This window comes from Paraburkholderia sp. UCT2 (genome assembly GCF_014397665.1).
GTDB lineage: Bacteria > Pseudomonadota > Gammaproteobacteria > Burkholderiales > Burkholderiaceae > Paraburkholderia > Paraburkholderia tuberum.
On record NZ_VZQO01000023.1, the window covers coordinates 54,140 to 69,778 of the forward strand.

The 15,639-nt window shown below is 63.3% G+C and carries 16 protein-coding genes, 1 tRNA gene and 1 riboswitch; of the genes, 2 read left to right on the top strand and 15 right to left on the bottom strand.

From position 1 onward, the window contains the following. Nucleotides 1–34: 34 nt before the first annotated feature. A complete protein-coding gene (mutL, locus tag F6X39_RS20025; protein WP_187617843.1) occupies nt 35–2,140 on the bottom strand; it encodes a DNA mismatch repair endonuclease MutL in 2,106 nt (701 codons plus the stop codon). Between the two features lie 194 nt (nt 2,141–2,334). Here mutL and F6X39_RS20030 point away from each other — a divergent pair, with 194 nt between their 5' ends. Beyond that, nucleotides 2,335–3,006, top strand: coding sequence for a VTT domain-containing protein (locus F6X39_RS20030; RefSeq protein ID WP_187617844.1), 672 nt, complete (start codon nt 2,335–2,337; stop codon nt 3,004–3,006). A gap of 123 nt (nt 3,007–3,129) precedes the next feature. Here F6X39_RS20030 and F6X39_RS20035 read toward each other — a convergent pair whose 3' ends face one another. From F6X39_RS20035 to F6X39_RS20045, 3 genes are all read right to left on the bottom strand, one after another. Next, nucleotides 3,130–3,948 carry a mechanosensitive ion channel family protein gene (locus F6X39_RS20035; RefSeq protein WP_184034400.1) on the bottom strand — a complete coding sequence of 273 codons (819 nt, stop codon included), beginning with the start codon at nt 3,946–3,948 and terminating at the stop codon, nt 3,130–3,132. A 193-nt stretch (nt 3,949–4,141) separates the two neighbouring features. Continuing rightward, nucleotides 4,142–4,516, bottom strand: a complete 375-nt coding sequence (locus F6X39_RS20040; RefSeq protein WP_187617845.1) for a hypothetical protein — start codon at nt 4,514–4,516, stop codon at nt 4,142–4,144. A gap of 236 nt (nt 4,517–4,752) precedes the next feature. After that, the gene (locus tag F6X39_RS20045) at nt 4,753–5,412 is read right to left on the bottom strand and encodes a hypothetical protein (RefSeq protein ID WP_187617846.1); all 660 of its coding nucleotides are present in this window, start codon (nt 5,410–5,412) and stop codon (nt 4,753–4,755) included. 756 nt (nt 5,413–6,168) lie between these two features. Between F6X39_RS20045 and F6X39_RS20050 the strand changes: the two genes are divergently transcribed. Next, nucleotides 6,169–6,492, top strand: coding sequence for a hypothetical protein (locus tag F6X39_RS20050; RefSeq protein WP_187617847.1), 324 nt, complete (start codon nt 6,169–6,171; stop codon nt 6,490–6,492). A 60-nt stretch (nt 6,493–6,552) separates the two neighbouring features. Here the strand turns inward: F6X39_RS20050 and F6X39_RS20055 are convergent, their stop codons facing one another. The 11 genes from F6X39_RS20055 to ydfG all read right to left on the bottom strand — a co-directional run bounded on the left by F6X39_RS20055 (nt 6,553) and on the right by ydfG (nt 15,139). Continuing rightward, on the bottom strand, nt 6,553–7,464 hold the full coding sequence (locus F6X39_RS20055; RefSeq protein WP_187617848.1) for a YncE family protein: 912 nt from the start codon (nt 7,462–7,464) through the stop codon (nt 6,553–6,555). 253 nt (nt 7,465–7,717) lie between these two features. After that, the gene (locus tag F6X39_RS20060; protein WP_187617849.1) at nt 7,718–8,044 is read right to left on the bottom strand and encodes a hypothetical protein; all 327 of its coding nucleotides are present in this window, start codon (nt 8,042–8,044) and stop codon (nt 7,718–7,720) included. A 328-nt stretch (nt 8,045–8,372) separates the two neighbouring features. Beyond that, nucleotides 8,373–8,448: transfer RNA gene (locus F6X39_RS20065), tRNA-Lys, on the bottom strand. A gap of 183 nt (nt 8,449–8,631) precedes the next feature. Continuing rightward, nucleotides 8,632–9,381 carry a tol-pal system protein YbgF gene (ybgF, locus tag F6X39_RS20070; protein ID WP_184034372.1) on the bottom strand — a complete coding sequence of 250 codons (750 nt, stop codon included), beginning with the start codon at nt 9,379–9,381 and terminating at the stop codon, nt 8,632–8,634. 20 nt (nt 9,382–9,401) lie between these two features. Beyond that, the gene (gene pal / locus F6X39_RS20075; RefSeq protein WP_018419502.1) at nt 9,402–9,908 is read right to left on the bottom strand and encodes a peptidoglycan-associated lipoprotein Pal; all 507 of its coding nucleotides are present in this window, start codon (nt 9,906–9,908) and stop codon (nt 9,402–9,404) included. Nucleotides 9,909–9,940: 32 nt separating this feature from the next. After that, nucleotides 9,941–11,233 (bottom strand): Tol-Pal system beta propeller repeat protein TolB, encoded by a 1,293-nt coding sequence (tolB, locus tag F6X39_RS20080; RefSeq protein ID WP_184034369.1) that lies wholly within the window; start codon nt 11,231–11,233, stop codon nt 9,941–9,943. Between the two features lie 138 nt (nt 11,234–11,371). After that, a complete protein-coding gene (tolA, locus tag F6X39_RS20085) occupies nt 11,372–12,409 on the bottom strand; it encodes a cell envelope integrity protein TolA (protein WP_187617850.1) in 1,038 nt (345 codons plus the stop codon). Next, nucleotides 12,406–12,852 (bottom strand): protein TolR, encoded by a 447-nt coding sequence (gene tolR, locus F6X39_RS20090; RefSeq protein ID WP_184034364.1) that lies wholly within the window; start codon nt 12,850–12,852, stop codon nt 12,406–12,408. Before tolR ends, tolA begins: the two co-directional genes overlap by 4 nt. Nucleotides 12,853–12,862: 10 nt before the next feature. After that, nucleotides 12,863–13,540, bottom strand: coding sequence for a protein TolQ (tolQ, locus tag F6X39_RS20095; RefSeq protein WP_090803171.1), 678 nt, complete (start codon nt 13,538–13,540; stop codon nt 12,863–12,865). A gap of 187 nt (nt 13,541–13,727) precedes the next feature. Next, on the bottom strand, nt 13,728–14,192 hold the full coding sequence (gene ybgC / locus F6X39_RS20100; protein ID WP_184055415.1) for a tol-pal system-associated acyl-CoA thioesterase: 465 nt from the start codon (nt 14,190–14,192) through the stop codon (nt 13,728–13,730). 200 nt (nt 14,193–14,392) lie between these two features. After that, complete coding sequence (gene ydfG, locus F6X39_RS20105) at nt 14,393–15,139, bottom strand: bifunctional NADP-dependent 3-hydroxy acid dehydrogenase/3-hydroxypropionate dehydrogenase YdfG (RefSeq protein ID WP_090803174.1); 747 nt, start codon at nt 15,137–15,139, stop codon at nt 14,393–14,395. A 247-nt stretch (nt 15,140–15,386) separates the two neighbouring features. After that, nucleotides 15,387–15,513, top strand: a riboswitch (ZMP/ZTP riboswitch). The last annotated feature ends 126 nt before the right edge of the window (nt 15,514–15,639 follow it).

The window sequence follows — 15,639 nt, forward strand, 5'->3', positions numbered from 1 at the left end:
CGCGGCGCAACGGTGTGATCGAAACGCAGCGTCGTTACTGCCCGCGCATGAACAGCCGATCGAGATCGGCCAGCGTCAGCTGATACCAGGTCGGACGCCCGTGGTTGCACTGATCGGCGCGCTCGGTCGCTTCCATCTGGCGCAACAGCGCGTTCATTTCGTCGAGCGTCAGACGCCGGTTCGCGCGCACCGCGTGATGGCACGCGAGCGTGCCGAGCAGTTCGTGCTGACGCTCGGTCAGCACGCGTGAGCCGCCGAATGCATGCAGGTCGGACAGCACCGCGCGCGCCAGCGCTTGCAGGTCGGCGTCCTTCAGCAACGCGGGGACCGCGCGGATCGCGAGCGTGGTCGGCGACAGCACCGCGAGGTCGAAGCCGAGCGCATCGAGCGTATCGCGCTCTTCCTCGACCGTGCCGATTTCGACCGGATCGGCCTGCATCGTCTGCGGGATCAGCAGCGGCTGCACGGCGATCGCGCGGTCGGCGAGCGCGCTCTTGAACTGCTCGTACAGGATGCGCTCGTGTGCCGCATGCATGTCGACGATCACGAGCCCTTGGCGGTTCTGCGCGAGCACGTAGATGCCGTGGATCTGGCCGAGCGCGAAGCCGAGCGGCTGGTCGTCGGTGGCGTCGAATGCGGGGGCAGCCGGGCGCGGCGCGAACGGCGCTGCGTCGTATGGCGACGTCGCGTCGGTTGCGGAGTCGCGCGCTTCGAACAGCGACGCGCCTTCGACCCGGCCGGCAAGCGGATCCTTGCGGCCGAACAGCGCGTCGTAACCGGCGAGCGGTTGCGCGACCGGCAGCGTGCCTTGCGTCATGCGTGCCTGGCGCATCCACGTGTTGCCAGGCTGCGAGGCGCCCGGGGCGCCGAAGCTGCTGAAGCCGCTGCCGCCGCCAAGGCCGCCGCGGCTTCCCGCGCCGAAGCCCGCGCCGCTCGAAAGACCGGCGCCCGCGCCAATGCCGTCGGCTACGCCGCTTGTGACACCCGGCGGCGTCGAACCAGATGAAGCCGGTCCACCGGCCGACGGTTCCAGGTGCGCCGCATGCCCGCCCGCCGTCGTTTCAGGCGACGCGCCCGCGTGCCGAGCGAGCGCGCGCTGCACCGCATGGAACACGAACTGGTGGATCGAGCGCGAATCGCGGAAACGCACCTCGATTTTCGACGGATGTACGTTCACGTCGACGCCTTCGGGCGGCAGATCGAGGAACAGCACGTACGACGGATAACGCTCACCGTGCAGCACGTCTTCATACGCGGCGCGCACCGCGTGCGTGAGCAGCTTGTCACGCACGAAGCGGCCGTTGACGAAGAAATACTGTTGATCGGCGCGACCGCGGCTCGCGGTCGGCAGACCGGCGCAGCCGTAGATCGCAAGCGGACCGGCGGATTCGCCGAGCGGCAGATGGGCGGTCGCGAACGTCTCGCCGAGAATCTTCGCAACCCGCGCGGGCGGCTCGCTCGCGTTCCAGTGCTCGACGGCCTTGCCGTTGTGCAGCACCGAGATCGCGACGTCCGGCCGCGCGAGCGCGGCGCGGCGGATCTGTTCAAGACAATGGCCGAGTTCGGTCTGTTCGCTTTTCAGGAATTTGCGGCGTGCTGGGGTGTTGAAGTACAGCTCGCGGACTTCGATCGTCGTGCCCTGGGTGCCGGCGGCGGGACTCAGCACGCCGGTTTCCGCGTCGATGCGCACCGCGTGCGGCACATCTGCGGTGCGGCTCGTGATGCTCATCTGCGCGACCGACGCGATCGACGCCAGCGCTTCGCCGCGGAACCCGAGCGTCGCGACCGCTTCGAGCTCGGCAAGCGAGCGGATCTTGCTGGTCGCATGGCGCGTCAGGGCGAGCACGAGTTCGTTCTCGGGGATGCCGCAGCCGTCGTCGGTGATCGAGATGCGTTTGACGCCGCCTTCGTCGAGCAGGATGCGCAGCGTCTGCGCGCCCGCGTCGAGCGCATTCTCGAGCAGTTCCTTGACTACCGACGCCGGCCGCTCGACCACTTCGCCGGCGGCGATCTGGCTGATCAATTGATCGGGGAGCGGCTGGATGGCGCGCAACGGACGCGGCACGGGCGCCGCGCGGGAGGCGTCGGAAGGTGCGGCCGCGGCCGCGGTGCCCGCAGGCGTTTCGGAGAATTCGGACATGGCGAAATTATAGCGACTTGGCGCACGCCGCCCGCGCAGACGCCCAACCAGCAGATTTTCATTCGACCCGAGGCACTTTCGGTATCATGTCGCGGTCAATTCGCAGCGGTCGGCCCGCCGCTCGCTGCGCCTGTTGCAGGGTCGCGCGGTGGCCGTTTTCCCGCTACGCATACACTGGTTTAAAAGGACGTTCCTTGGATACGCTGCTACATTTCGCCAATCTTGTCCTGCACATCGACAAGTTTCTCGGAGACTTCATTCACGTGTACGGTGCCTGGGTCTACGCGGTGCTGTTCGCGATCGTGTTCGCTGAAACGGGGCTCGTGGTCCTGCCGTTTCTGCCGGGCGATTCGCTGCTGTTCATCGGCGGCGCGTTCTGCGCGACCGGGCAGATGCATCTCGGACTGCTGATCCTGTTGCTGCTGGTGGCGGCGGTCTCGGGCAATACGACCAACTATCTGATCGGCCGCGCGATCGGACCGCGCGTGTTCAATACGCACATTCCGGTGCTCGAGCGTTTTCTCGATCGCGCCGCGCTGCAGAAGACGCATAACTTCTATGAGAAACACGGCGGCAAGACGATCGTGCTCGCGCGTTTCATCCCGGTCGTGCGGACGTTTGCGCCGTTCGTCGCGGGCGCGTCGTCGATGACGTGGAGCCGCTTCCAGATGTTCAACGTCGTCGGCGCGCTGTTGTGGGTGCTGCTGCTGACACTGCTCGGTTATTTCTTCGGCAACATCCCGTTCATCCGTCAGTATCTGAACGTGATCGTGCTGGTCGGTATCGGCGCGGCGATCGTACCGATCGTGCTCGGCGCGCTGTGGAAGATGCTGCGTAAGAATGGCGCGAACGCGAGTACGCGTTGATGACGAGTTGTTTGCGGTATTTCGGGCCTTGAAAACACGAAAGGCGTCGCGAATCTCGCGACGCCTTTTTTCATGCCGCCATGCCGACGACCCGTGTCGGGTGCGCGCGGAGGTTCGATCAGATCAATCGCGCGTGATCGCTCGCGGTGCGAGTGGCGTTTCCGGCGTCGGATAGCCGGCTTCCTTGAAGGTCTGAACGATCGCGCGATTGGTGTCGAAGTAGACCTGCCAGTAGTTCTGGTTGGACGAGTAAGGGCGCACGCACAGCAGCGGTCCTTCTGGCGTGAAGCTCAAGACCTCGATATCCGGCGCGGGGTTTTCGGCCACGTTCGGAATCTTCGCGACGGCGGCTTTCAAACGCGCGATCGCATCGGTCGGATCGACGCCATTGGCGATCTTCGCGGTCAGCTCGACGCGCCGGAACGGCAGCACGCTGTAGTTCGAGATCGTGTCGGAGAAGATCTTGTTGTTGCCGATGATGGTCGTCACGTTGTCCGGCGTCACGATCGTGGTGCCGAACAGGCCCAACTCCGTGACGGTGCCGGTGACGCCCGCGGCCATGACGAAATCGCCGACCTTGAACGGCCGCAGCACCTGCATGAACACGCCGGCCGCGAAATGCGCGAGCAGGCCGCCCCACGCAGTACCGATCGCGAGGCCGAGGCCGGCGAGCAACGCGGCGAACGACGTCGTCTGCACACCGAAGATTTCCAGGATCGCGAGGACGAGCAGCAGGTTCAGCAACCCGGCGAGAATCGACGCGAGGTAGTGGGCGAGTGTCGGGTCGACCCGGCCGTTGCGTGCGAGCAGCTTGCGCGACAGGTTGGAGATCAGCCCGATGATCCAGCGGCCGACGATCCACAGCACGATTGCGCCGATGACCTTGGTGCCGATGTCGATGCCACGGGTCATGACGAATGCACGTACGGTTTCGATATCCAAGATGTTTCCTCGTTATAGGTTGCCATCAACGGATTGAACGACGGTGGTGCCATGACCCACAACGCGCGGTCTTCGGGAGTTATAGCCGACGGCGCCCGCATGCGCAAGGACCGTTCCTGCCCTGCTCGCGGCGGCAATACAGAGATGAAACATGGCGGGGCGTACGTGAAAAGTCGGTCGGGGCGTGCCGGGCTCACATGCGCAGCCGCGATTCGGAGTACGGTGACGTCTGGATGACAACCGCGTTGTCCGGGTCGCTTTTCACGGCGCGCCGGCGCCTCGATATCCGATGCCACGTGAACGCGATCACGATCGCGAGCGCATACGCGCAAGCACGCTGAAGAAACGACGTCGGCAGGGCGAATTGTCCATAGCGGTTCTGCGCGTCGGCGAACACGACAAACGTCAACAAGCCGTCGAGCACGCATGCGGCCAGCGCGATCACGATGAAAATCGCAGGGCCGCTCAGCGCGGCACCCGACCCGAACCGGTTATACAGTCGACAGGCCATCGATACGATGGCGAACAAGGCGAGGTTCGACAGCAGATCGAACAGAAAGGTGGTCATTATCGGTTCAATGAAAAAGCAATGGGCCGTGGAGTTGCCGGAACGTATGCTCGCGCAAGGTTCAGACATGCTCCGTTGATTCGGCGGCGATCATTGCATATCTTTTCATCTCGATAAATAACCAGAAAAAGCGAGAAAGTCGTATCGCTCTCTCTTTCGTTTGTTTTTTATGCAATCGGAATGTGAAAAGTCCCTCGCAAATTTATAGTACTGCGAGGGATTCCGTGCGCTGCGCCTCAGAAGCGATAAGAAATGCCGATCTGCAACGTCGGATACCATCGATAAGGCGAGACCTGATCGCGCAGTTGCTGCAATCCGGTGTTGATGATCTGCTGACTCATCTCCGGTCCCGCGGCCTGCGACAGCGCCGGCGACAGTGTGTACGAGGTCTTCGGAATGCCGTAGGCGACACCGAGATCCACCACGAGCCCCCAGCCTTTGGCTCCCGGGTGCAAGCCATAGCCGATGCCAAGGTAGGGCATCGCGGTCGGGTATCGGGCGGTCGCCGTCGCGTATTCGCCAGGAAAGGCCGGCGAGGCTTTGCCCTCGAATACGTACATGCCGTTGGTCGGAGCCGAGTTGCCGCTGACTTCGTTGTCGGTCAGACGCAGGCCCGCTGTCACGCGAAAGCCGGTGCCGGCCCACGGAAAGAAATCGCCGTAGAGACCGCCCTGACGCAGCCGTATGTCGTCTTCGTAGCGATTGCCGCCAACCTCGAAGTTGTGCGACAAATTGATCGCGTTGAAGTCCGCGTGCACGCCGAACCACGACGTGACGCTCCACGCCGCGCCAACCCCGATGCCCAGCGTGCCGCCTTGCAGATAGACCTCCTGCGCATGCGACGTTTCGATCAGACACGGCAAGGCCACTACCCAGATTACCTTTCCAGCTTTCATGGGTACCCCTGAGCGGCGGGCAGCCCGATCATTGCGGGACGCGCTCGCCGTTTTGTCGTTTCTTCTTTGTTGCTCTGTTTGTCGCGAACGCTCTAAGGCGTCGTGAAGCGATCATGCGAGCAGAGGGCGTAGACGGTCTGTGAGGTGGCGAACCATACAGTCAAATGAATGGGGTCGGAGTGCGCGAAGATGTCGCCGCGTCGCCATTCAGTTCGAGCGACGGCAGATGTCAATCGCGGGGCCTTGGCGAGGAGCGCCGCCTCGCTTTGGGTGTGGCCGGTCGGTAAGGAAGCTTAGGGAACTGCGCATCGCCGATGACGCTTGCCCACGCCTTCATCCAGCAGGTGGCGAGTGTCTTTTCAGCTTCTGACTCAGCGCGCATAAGGCGGTTCGTGGCAAGACGCAAACGAGCCAACGCATATTCCTTGCGTGTGGATTCCCGCCGCAAAAGCGAATGATTCTTCTGCATGGCCGGCCACCGGAAAGTCAGCGAGAAGCGTGGCAAGTTAAATCGGGCCGCATTGCATCGTACCCGACGAGCGACCGCGCGGCGCAAGCGACGGACTGCTGTCGAGTAAGGATTCGCTCCAGATTGGTGCGTCGTCGATCAATGGGGCGTTGCGTCGCAACACCTGCCACTGTGGTGAAAACGACAACTCAACCTTGTTTAATTTTGACAAGTCGCGCCGTGCGTTTATCCGTGCGACGATGAAATCGTCAATGTTCCTGACATGAAGATCCAGTTACGGGGGCTCCATGAGTAGCATTCCGCTTATCTGGGCAGCGGTGCCGCACAACAGCGACGGTGTTGTCTTTCAGATCCGGCTTGGCCGCGGAGTTCAGCGTTTTCATGTGTCGCGGCGCGTGCTCGAGGATGTGTTCGAGCTCCAACGAAAAGCGTCCGACGCGCGCCAACTCGAATTCTTCTATGTGCACGAGCAACGCATCCTCGCGCGCGCCAGCGCAAAGCGTGCGACGGCCTGCTCGGCCACCGTTTCACTGCGGGCCGCCGATTTCGGCGTGTCGAACGACAGCGAGCGCTGGGCGACGCCGAGCGGCGTCGCGCACGGCCTCATCTAGGCGAACCGATGTTTGACGCGCCGTCGCGATCAACGGGCGGCCGTGCGTCGATGCCACGCGTCAGCGTGCCTTGAGCTGCGCCTCGAGCACTTCGACCGTACCGGGGATGACCGTCGCGCGCGGATGAGAATTGGCAGCCGTGGCCGGGTCGGCCGCGCCGAACTTCGACGACACCAGATAGATCCGGTGCTGCTGTTCATCGAGCGCCATCGTTTTCGCGCCTTCCAGCGTTGGCATGTTCTGCGCGACCGTGTAATGGTCCGCATCGTCTTCATGCACGATCGTCAGCGTGCCGTCCGCGCCGTTCGAACTGAACGCGAGCTTCAAGGCCGGATCGAAAGCCGCCGCGTCGGGGTGACCCCCTATCAGCACCTCGGCCACGCGACGGCCCGACGTCGTATCGACGATCAGCATGCGGTGATTGGCGCAAACCGAAAACAGGCGCTCGCTCGCCGCATCGATCGCGAGCCCGGTCGGCGACTCGCACCGTGCGAGTGGCCAATGCGCCAGCACCGTCGCGGACCGACCGTCCATCTCGACGATCTCGGCGCGATCTTCCACATTGACGAACACGTGCCCGTGGCTGTCCGCCGCGAGCGCCTCCGGCTTGCCGCCCACGCTCATCGTGGCGACCACCTTGCGCGTCGCGACGTCGATTGCGCTGACGCTGCCGTCGTGGCCATTGCTCACGAAGATGCGCCGCAAGGCCGGCACGTAGAGGATGCCGTCCGGGTCGGGGCCCGCGGCCTTGATGTTGTCGACGACCTTGAGTGTGTCGAGATCGACGACGCTCACCGTATTGGCGCGGCCGTTGGTGACGAAGCCGAGCTTGAGGTCCTCCACGAACGCGAAGCCGTGCACGCCGTCGGTGTTGGCGATCTCGCCGACCGGTTTGCCGGTGCGCGTATCGATCACCTGCACGTGCGTGTCGCGGCTGATGAAGAGGTGCTGGCGAACAGCGTCGTACGCCACGTAATCCCAACGCTCGCCGCCTTCGAGGCCATAGCGTTTCGCGATTTCGAATTGATCGGCGTTGGCGCCCGTCGCCGCATGGACGTTCGATAGCGCGAGCAGGGAAGCGACGCCGCCGGCGATCAGTGTGGACAGGATTTATTTCGGTTTCACGTCGAGTGGATTCAGACAAGTACTGCGTATAGATTGGGAGCATAGACGTCATTCCGTTGAGCGAATGACGTCCCGGGTACGGTGGGGCGTTAGCGGATCATCATTCGTGGTCGTCGAGTTTGAAGTCGACCCACAACTGCTCAGACTGCGTTTCGGTCATGGGGGCTGCATTGGTGGTCGTGGGCGTCGCGCTATAAGGCCGCGTGCCGCTCACGACGTACGCCGGATCATAGGCTGTGCGCGAGACCAGCAGGTTGCCAGCCGCGTAGTTGCTGGCGGAAGTCGAGGGCGTCGTCGTCGTGGCCGGGGTGCTGCTCGTGGTGCCTTGCGACGCGCTCGTGCTCGACGGGTTTTGGGTGCTGCCGCCGCAGCCGTAGATGGCGGAGATCAGAACCGCGATCGGAAGCGCCTTCAGGGTGGTTTGCATTCTGTGTGTTTGAGTAGGGTGGGCGAAATTTTTTGAAGGTTGCAGCCGTATTGCAAGTCGCGAGGCTACAAACCACCCGTGGCACAAACATGAATCGAAAATTACTAAAAAGATAAGAATGCGCTGGCGCGTTGGCGCGATTTCGTTGCGAGATGCCTGGTTTTTTTGGGGCGGCGTTGGAGGGCGGAGGGCAGTGCCTGAACGGAAGGCTACGTTGAGGCGGGCGGGAAGAGGCGGCTCGTTTGCCGCGCGCGTACCTGTTTGCACACGCGGGCAAAGGAAAAAGAAAAGGGCCGACATGCTTTCGCATGTCAGCCCTCGAATCTTTTGGTAGGCCGTACGGGATTCGAACCTGTGACCAACGGATTAAAAGTCCGCTGCTCTACCAGCTGAGCTAACGACCCAAAAGAGAAGCGAAATTATATCGGCGCACCAATGCCCTGTCAACTCGGCAAGACCGTCGCCCAAAATGAAAAGCCCGGGCATCACTACCCGGGCTTTCCAGCGAGAGGCGCGCGTGGCTATCACTTCGGACACTGCGCGTTACTGCCAACTACATCAAAACGTGATCAATCCGACACCACGATCTACTTGATCTGCGACAGCTTGTTCTGCGCAGACTGCGCGACGTCCGAGCCGGCGTATTGCGCGACGATCTGCTCGAGCGTCTTTTTCGCCGCGGCCTTCTGGCCTTGTTCGAGCTGATTGTTCGCGATCGCGAGCAGCGCTTCCGGTGCACGCGGATGCTGCGGATAGTTCTTCACGACACCTTGCCAGACAGTCGTCGAACCCTTGTAGTCGCGCAGTGCATACAGCGCGTTGCCGAGCCAGTATTGCGCGGTCGGCTGATAGGGGCTGTTCGGATATTTGGAGATGAAGCTGCGGAACGATGCCGCCGCGTTCTTGAAGTCGCCGCTGCGGAATTGCTGTGAAGCCGCGTTGAACGCATCGGTTTCACCCGGCTGCACCTCGCCCTGGACGCCGTCCACCGTCTGTTGCTGCGGCTCGAATTTCTTCAGGCGCGTGTCGAGATCGGTGTAGTAGTCCTTCTGCTGCTTTTGCAGCGTCGTGAGCTGGTTCGCCATGTCCTCGTTCTGTCCGCGCAGCGTCGCGACCTGCTGGTTGAGCTGGTCGAGACGGTTGGACTGATCGAGGATCGTGCGTTGCGCCGCCGATAGCTGGCTCGACAGACTATCGGTCTTCGAGCGCAGATCGAGAATGGCCTGGCGGGCCTGATCGTCGTCGAACATGCCCGCATGGGCGGGCACGGCCGTGAGGGCCGTGCCCGCGACGCAGGCCGCTGCGGCAAACCGCAGCCAGGAGAAACGATGCGTCATTCGGCTCACCACCCGTTGACTTACTGTTGATACGCGAGGTCGGCGCGGCGGTTCTGTGCCCACGACGCTTCGTCATGACCCGTTGCCAGCGGCTTTTCCTTGCCGAGGCTCACGGCCTCCATTTGCGAATCCGACACGCCCATCAGCGACAGCGAACGACGCACGGCTTCAGCACGCTTCTGGCCGAGTGCGAGGTTGTATTCGCTGGTGCCGCGCTCGTCGGTGTTGCCCTGGATCAGCACGTGACGCTGCGGGTGGCTCTTCAGATATTGCGCGTGTTGTTGCAGCAGCGGTTGATAGTCATCCTTCACCGAGTAGCTGTCGAAGTCGAAGTAGATGCTGCGCTTCGCGAGCGGGCTGTTCGGATCGTTCAGCGGGTCGACGTTGACCGTCGCGACGTCGTTCGGGTTCGGTTGGGCCGAGCCTGCGCCCTTGTTGGCGTTTTCGTCGAGCTTGACGCCCGAGTGACATGCGGCCAGTGCACCGACCATCACGACGGCGAATGCGAAACGAAGTTTGGACATCATTTGATTACTCTCCTTGTGTTATTGCATCAACGTTATTGCATAAACGGGCCCCAGGACGGCTCGCGTACGCTGCCCCCCTGAACGGACAGGACCTGCCGAGTGCGACCGTCGGTCGATACTGCGGCCAACACGCCACGGCCGTTCACCTGAGTGGCGTAAAGAATGTACTGACCGTTCGCCGCGAAGCTCGGCGATTCGTCATGTGTCGTGTCCGTCAGGCCCGTGGCGGATCCGCCTTGCAGGTCCTGGATGTACAGCTTGAATGCACCGCCGACGCGCGAGATGTAGGCAAGCTCCTTGCCGTCAGGACTCACACGCGGGCTGGTGTTGTAGCTGCCCGTAAACGTGACGCGTTGCGCGCCGCCCGCGCTTTCACCTTGCGCCGGCATCTTGTAGATCTGCGGTGCGCCGCCGCGGTCGCTCGTGAAATAGATCCACTGACCGTCAGGAGAGTAGGTCGGCTCGGTGTCGATCGAGCTGCCTTGCGTCAGACGACGCAGACCGCTGCCGTCCGCGTTGACCGCGAAAATCTGCGTATTGCCGGTACGCGACAGCGCGACGGCGAGCGTGCGGCCATCCGGCGACCACGCCGGCGCACTGTTGTTGCCCTTCTGGTCCGATACGACGATGCGCCGGCCCGTGGGCAGGTCGTGGATATAGACGATCGGTTTCTTCTTCTCGAACGACACGTAAGCGACCTTGGTGCCGTCGGGCGACCAGGCCGGCGAGATGATCGGCTCGGGGCTCGACAGCGCGATGTGCGCGTCCTGACCGTCCGAATCCGAGATCTGCAGCTGGTAGCGGTTGCCCGACTTGATCACGTACGACAGGCGCGTGGCGAACACGCCGCGATTGCCCATCAGCTTGGCGTAAATGTAGTCCGCGACCTTGTGCGCGCTCATGCGCAGACCGCTTTCCGGGCTCACCAGCACGAGGCCGCCGAGGCTTTCGCCCTTGACCGTGTCGTACAGCTTGAAGCGCACTTCGTACTGGCCGTTCGGCAGGCGGTTCACGCTGCCCGCGACGAACGCGTTGGCGCCCTTCGCCTTCCATGCGCCGAGGTCGACGGAATCGGTCTCGGACACCGGCGTCGAGCCTGCGTCGATATTCGTGAATTTGCCGCTGCGTTGCAGATCCTGACGCACGATCGTGCTGACCTGCTGCGGGGAGTTCGCTTCATTGGCGAAATTCGCCGTTGCGATCGGAAACTGAGTGGATCCGACGCCCGTCACGAGGACGTTGAGTTGTGCGTTGGCGGCGCCGCCGACGGCGATCAGGCACGTTGCCACGAGGGTTCGCAGGCCTAGCTTGGTCATCAAACTCATGCTGTATGGGTTCCTCAAAACGGTTTTACTTAGTACTCGAAGACAGCAGACAGACCGGAAAACGGCTATTTCGTTCCCGCGCAACGCCGCGCCGGGTGGGGCGCGGCGTTGGCCGCCGGTCGGCTGTCAGCCTGCACATCAAGCCGCCGGACGCAGCGTGATAGTGAAGTAGTCCGGCGTCTTGCCATTGACGTCCCGAGGCATCGGATCGGAGGCTTTCACCGCCCGCAACGCGGCGGCGTCCCACGCGGCGTTGCCGCTGCTGTGGGTAATGTTTGCGCCCAGCTGATTGCCGTCCGGCGAACAACGCACGGCGATCACGGTCTCGAGACCTTCCGTTTCGCCGCCCCAGTTCACATGCTGAAGCACCAGCCGTCGTACCTTGTCCGCGTAACCCGGCGATGCCGCCGTGCCGCCCGAGCCGCTACCCGTTCCGCTCTTGCCCAGTCCGTTGCTGCTCGAACTGCTGCCGCCCACGCCGCCAGCCAGACCCTGCATCTGCGCAAGCCGCGCGCGACGTTCGTTGTCGAGCTGCTTTTTCGCCTGCGCGGCCGCATCGGCTTGCGCCTTGGCCTTCGCCGCTTTCTCCGCCGCAGCCTTCTTCTGCGCTTCTGCCTGAGCCTGCTTTTGCTGCTGCTCCTGCTGTTCTTTCAGTTGCTGTTGCTTCTGCTGCTCGGCGAGCTGCTGTTGCTTGAGCTTCTCGGCCTGCTGCTGTTGCTGCTGTTGCGCCTGCTGCTGCTTGAGCTTCGCGGCCTTCTGCGCCGCGAGCTGGGCCGCCTGTTCGGCCGCCAGCTGTTGCTGCCGCTTCGCTTCCGCTTCCTGCTGCTCTTTCAGCTTCAACTGGCGCTGCTGTTCGGCCAGTTGGGCCGCGCGAGCCGCTTCCTGCTGCTGGCGCTTCTTTTCCTGCAGCGCGATGTCGGCCTGTTCGTCGCGCACGGGCGGAGCAGGGGCGACCGGCGTGGGCGGCGGCGTGACGACGGGACGCGGAATCGCCGAATCCGGCACCTCTGTCCACAGTTCCGCCTGCTCGCCCTCGGGCGTGCTGTTCTGCCATTGGATGCCGCGATACAGGAAGAATCCGAGCAGCGCATGCATCACCAGCGCGAACAGAAAAGCTCGCCCGGTGCCGCGTTCACGCGGCGGCTGAAGCGGGTATTCGGAGTTCTTGCGGATCATTGCGATTTGACGAGCAATCCAACGCGCTTGACGCCCCGAGCCTTCAGATCGGACATCACGTTCATCACGACTTCGTATTTCACGGTTTTGTCGGCGGCGATCACGACGGGCTGATCGGGGTGCGATTGTGCCCGATCGGCGATGAAACCGTTGAGGCCGGCCTTCGTCATGTCTTCCTGCTGCTGCGTGCCGGAGTCGTCCTTGTACTTGACGCTCATATTGCCGTCCGCGCGGATGTTGACGATGACGGGCGGCGTCTGCTGTTGGGGCGCCGCGCCGCCGACGGTCGGCAGATTGACGATCGACGGCGCGACGAGCGGCGCCGTGACCATGAAGATCACTAGCAGCACGAGCATCACGTCGATGTACGGCACGACGTTGATGTCGGCCATTGCGCGACGCGAGCGCGAGCCGCGCATGCTGGAGGAACGGGAGCCTGCCATCATGGCCTCCTCAGTGTGCCTGGCGCTGCAGGATGTTCGAGAACTCTTCGATGAAGGTTTCGAAACGGATCGCCAGACGGTCGATGTCGTGCGCGTAGCGGTTGTAGGCGACCACGGCCGGAATTGCGGCGAACAGGCCGATCGCGGTGGCGGTCAGGGCCTCGGCGATGCCCGGCGCGACGTTCGCGAGCGTGGCCTGCTGCACGTTGGCGAGGCCGCGGAACGCATTCATGATCCCCCACACCGTGCCGAACAGACCGATATACGGGCTGACCGAACCGACCGACGCGAGGAACGCCAGATTCGCTTCGAGAACGTCCATTTCGCGTTGGAACGCCGCGCGCATCGCGCGCCGGGCGCCGTCGAGAATCGCGCCCGAATCGTTCAGGCGCTTCTCTTTGCCCTTCAGGAATTCCCGCATGCCGGACTCGAAAATCCGCTCGAGCGCGCCGATCCTGTGACGGTTGTTCGCGGCGCTCTGATACAGCGCCTGCAGGTCGCCGCCCGACCAGAAATCACGCTCGAAGCGTTCAGTTTGCGCGCGCGCCCGGCGAATCGCAAACCACTTGCGGAAGATGAAAGTCCAGGAGAGTAGCGACAGCAACAGCAGCAGAGCCATGACGGCCTGGGCCAGCAGGCTCGCGTTGAGTACGAGTGAAACGATCGACAGATCTTGTGTAGTGTTCATAAAGGTTCGTTTTAACGTCCCGGGAAGGGCGCGTCCGGCTGCAAGGCCGCTTCAAGCTTGCCGTTGGCAAAACGGAAGCTTCGGCGATATCGAAGCCGAACCATGCTTTGTGTTACCTGACCGGTATGAGTTCACTGGCCCCGTAACAACGAGGCTCAGGGATCGTCCGTTGACATGCCGCCGTCGTTCAGTCAGCGCTCTCGCTAGTGCCCGGCCCGTGCCGCAGCGCGGCGAGAACCGACGGCGGGATCGCGGCTGGCCGCAGCGTCGCGCGGTCCACACAGCCAATCCGGACCGAACCGGTGGCAAGCAGCGTGCCTTCGCGCCATGCTTCCTGCACGAAGTCTACCGAAGCTCGGCCAAGACGCTCGATCCGGCTGATAATTTTCACGATGTCGTCGAGTCGGGCCGGAGCCCGGTAATCGACCGCGGTACTGCGCACGATGAAAATCGCGTCGTTTTCTTCCGCAAGCCGGTGCTGGTCGACGCCGCACGCGCGCAGCCATTCGGTGCGAGCGCGTTCGAAAAACTTCAGGTAATTGGCGTAAAACACGATGCCGCCGGCGTCGGTATCTTCGTAGTACACGCGGATCGGCCACGTATAGCCGATTTCCGTGCCTGGCTGGCTGGTCGACATATTCATGCGGCGCATTCTACCGGAACGCACAACCCGGGGTCTGTTTCGAAGTGTGAGTTGCTTGCGGCGGGCGTCGGCGGCGATGGGAGCCGGCTTTGCCGGCCGGGCCGGGACTGGCGGAGCGGGCTATCGACGTGCAGCAGAAGAAAGCCAGCACGATGATGGGCGGCGGCGCGACCAATAGTAGCGGCGTCCGCGGCCGCCCGCCTTCAAACTCAGCCGCGATGCACTGACAGACCGGCGAACGACTGCGCGACCGGCATCAGCTCGATCGTGTTGATGTTGACGTGGGCTGGGCGCGTGGCGATCCAGTAGATGGAATCGGCGATGTCTTCGGCCGTCAGCGGCTGCACGTTTTCGTAGACCTTGGCGGCCTTGTCGTCGTCGCCGCGATATCGCACGTTCGAGAATTCGGTGCCGCCGCACAGACCCGGCTCGATGTCGGTCACGCGCAGCGCGGTGCCGGCGAGGTCGGCGCGCAGGTTCAGGCTGAACTGGCGCACGAACGCCTTGGTCGCGCCGTACACGTTGCCGCCCGCGTACGGCCAGCGGCCCGCCACCGAACCCAGATTGAAGATATGCCCGCGGTTGCGCTCGACCATGCCGGGCAACAGCGCATGCGTGACCTGCGCGAGGCCCGTGCAATTGGTCTCGATCATGGTGTTCCATTCATCGAGACTTGCCTTGTGAGCCGGCTCGGTGCCGAGCGCGAGGCCGGCGTTGTTGACGAGCACGTCGATCGCGGCGAAGTCCGCCGGCAGCGAGGCAGGCACGGCTTCGACGGCGGCGCGATCGCGCACGTCGAGCTCGTACGGCAGCAGCGCGTCGCCGAGTTCGTCGGCGAGTGCTTGCAGACGGTCCTTGCGGCGTGCAGTGGCGACGACACGATGGCCGCCCTTGACGAACGAGCGGGCGATGGCGGCGCCGAATCCGGCCGACGCTCCTGTGACAAACACGATCATTGCAGTTCCCTGGTCGGTAAGAGACAAAGGCCCAAAGCCTACTTCCAATGGCACGCTGCGGCAAGGATGCACGAGCCGGATCGGCGGCTGCCGCGGCGGCGCGCAACGGGTGCGCGGCGCGGCCGGCGCGCTTTCCTCAGATGGTTGCGCAGCGGGGCCGCCAAACCGTCCGGAGGCCCCGCCAGCGGCCGCCGGAGCACCCGCAAGTCGGTTGCCTATTCGGGCCTCTTCCAATACACTAACGCGCTCGACCCTGCGTGACTGGCGATAGAACCGAGTCGTCCGACTCAGCCGATTCAACCAATCGGGTTCAAGGTGGAACAACCCACCGTGAAGCGCAGGGTGCCGTTTTGCCGTTCGCCTGGGCAGCCGTGAACCGCGCGCATTAATCTGCGCTGACGGTGGCTGGCTCGCCTCGCGTGTGCGGCGACTCTCCACTCGCCACGTCAGGGCAAGCCTCGCCGCCCAAAGCGCTGCGTACCCCGCTGTGTACCCTCTAC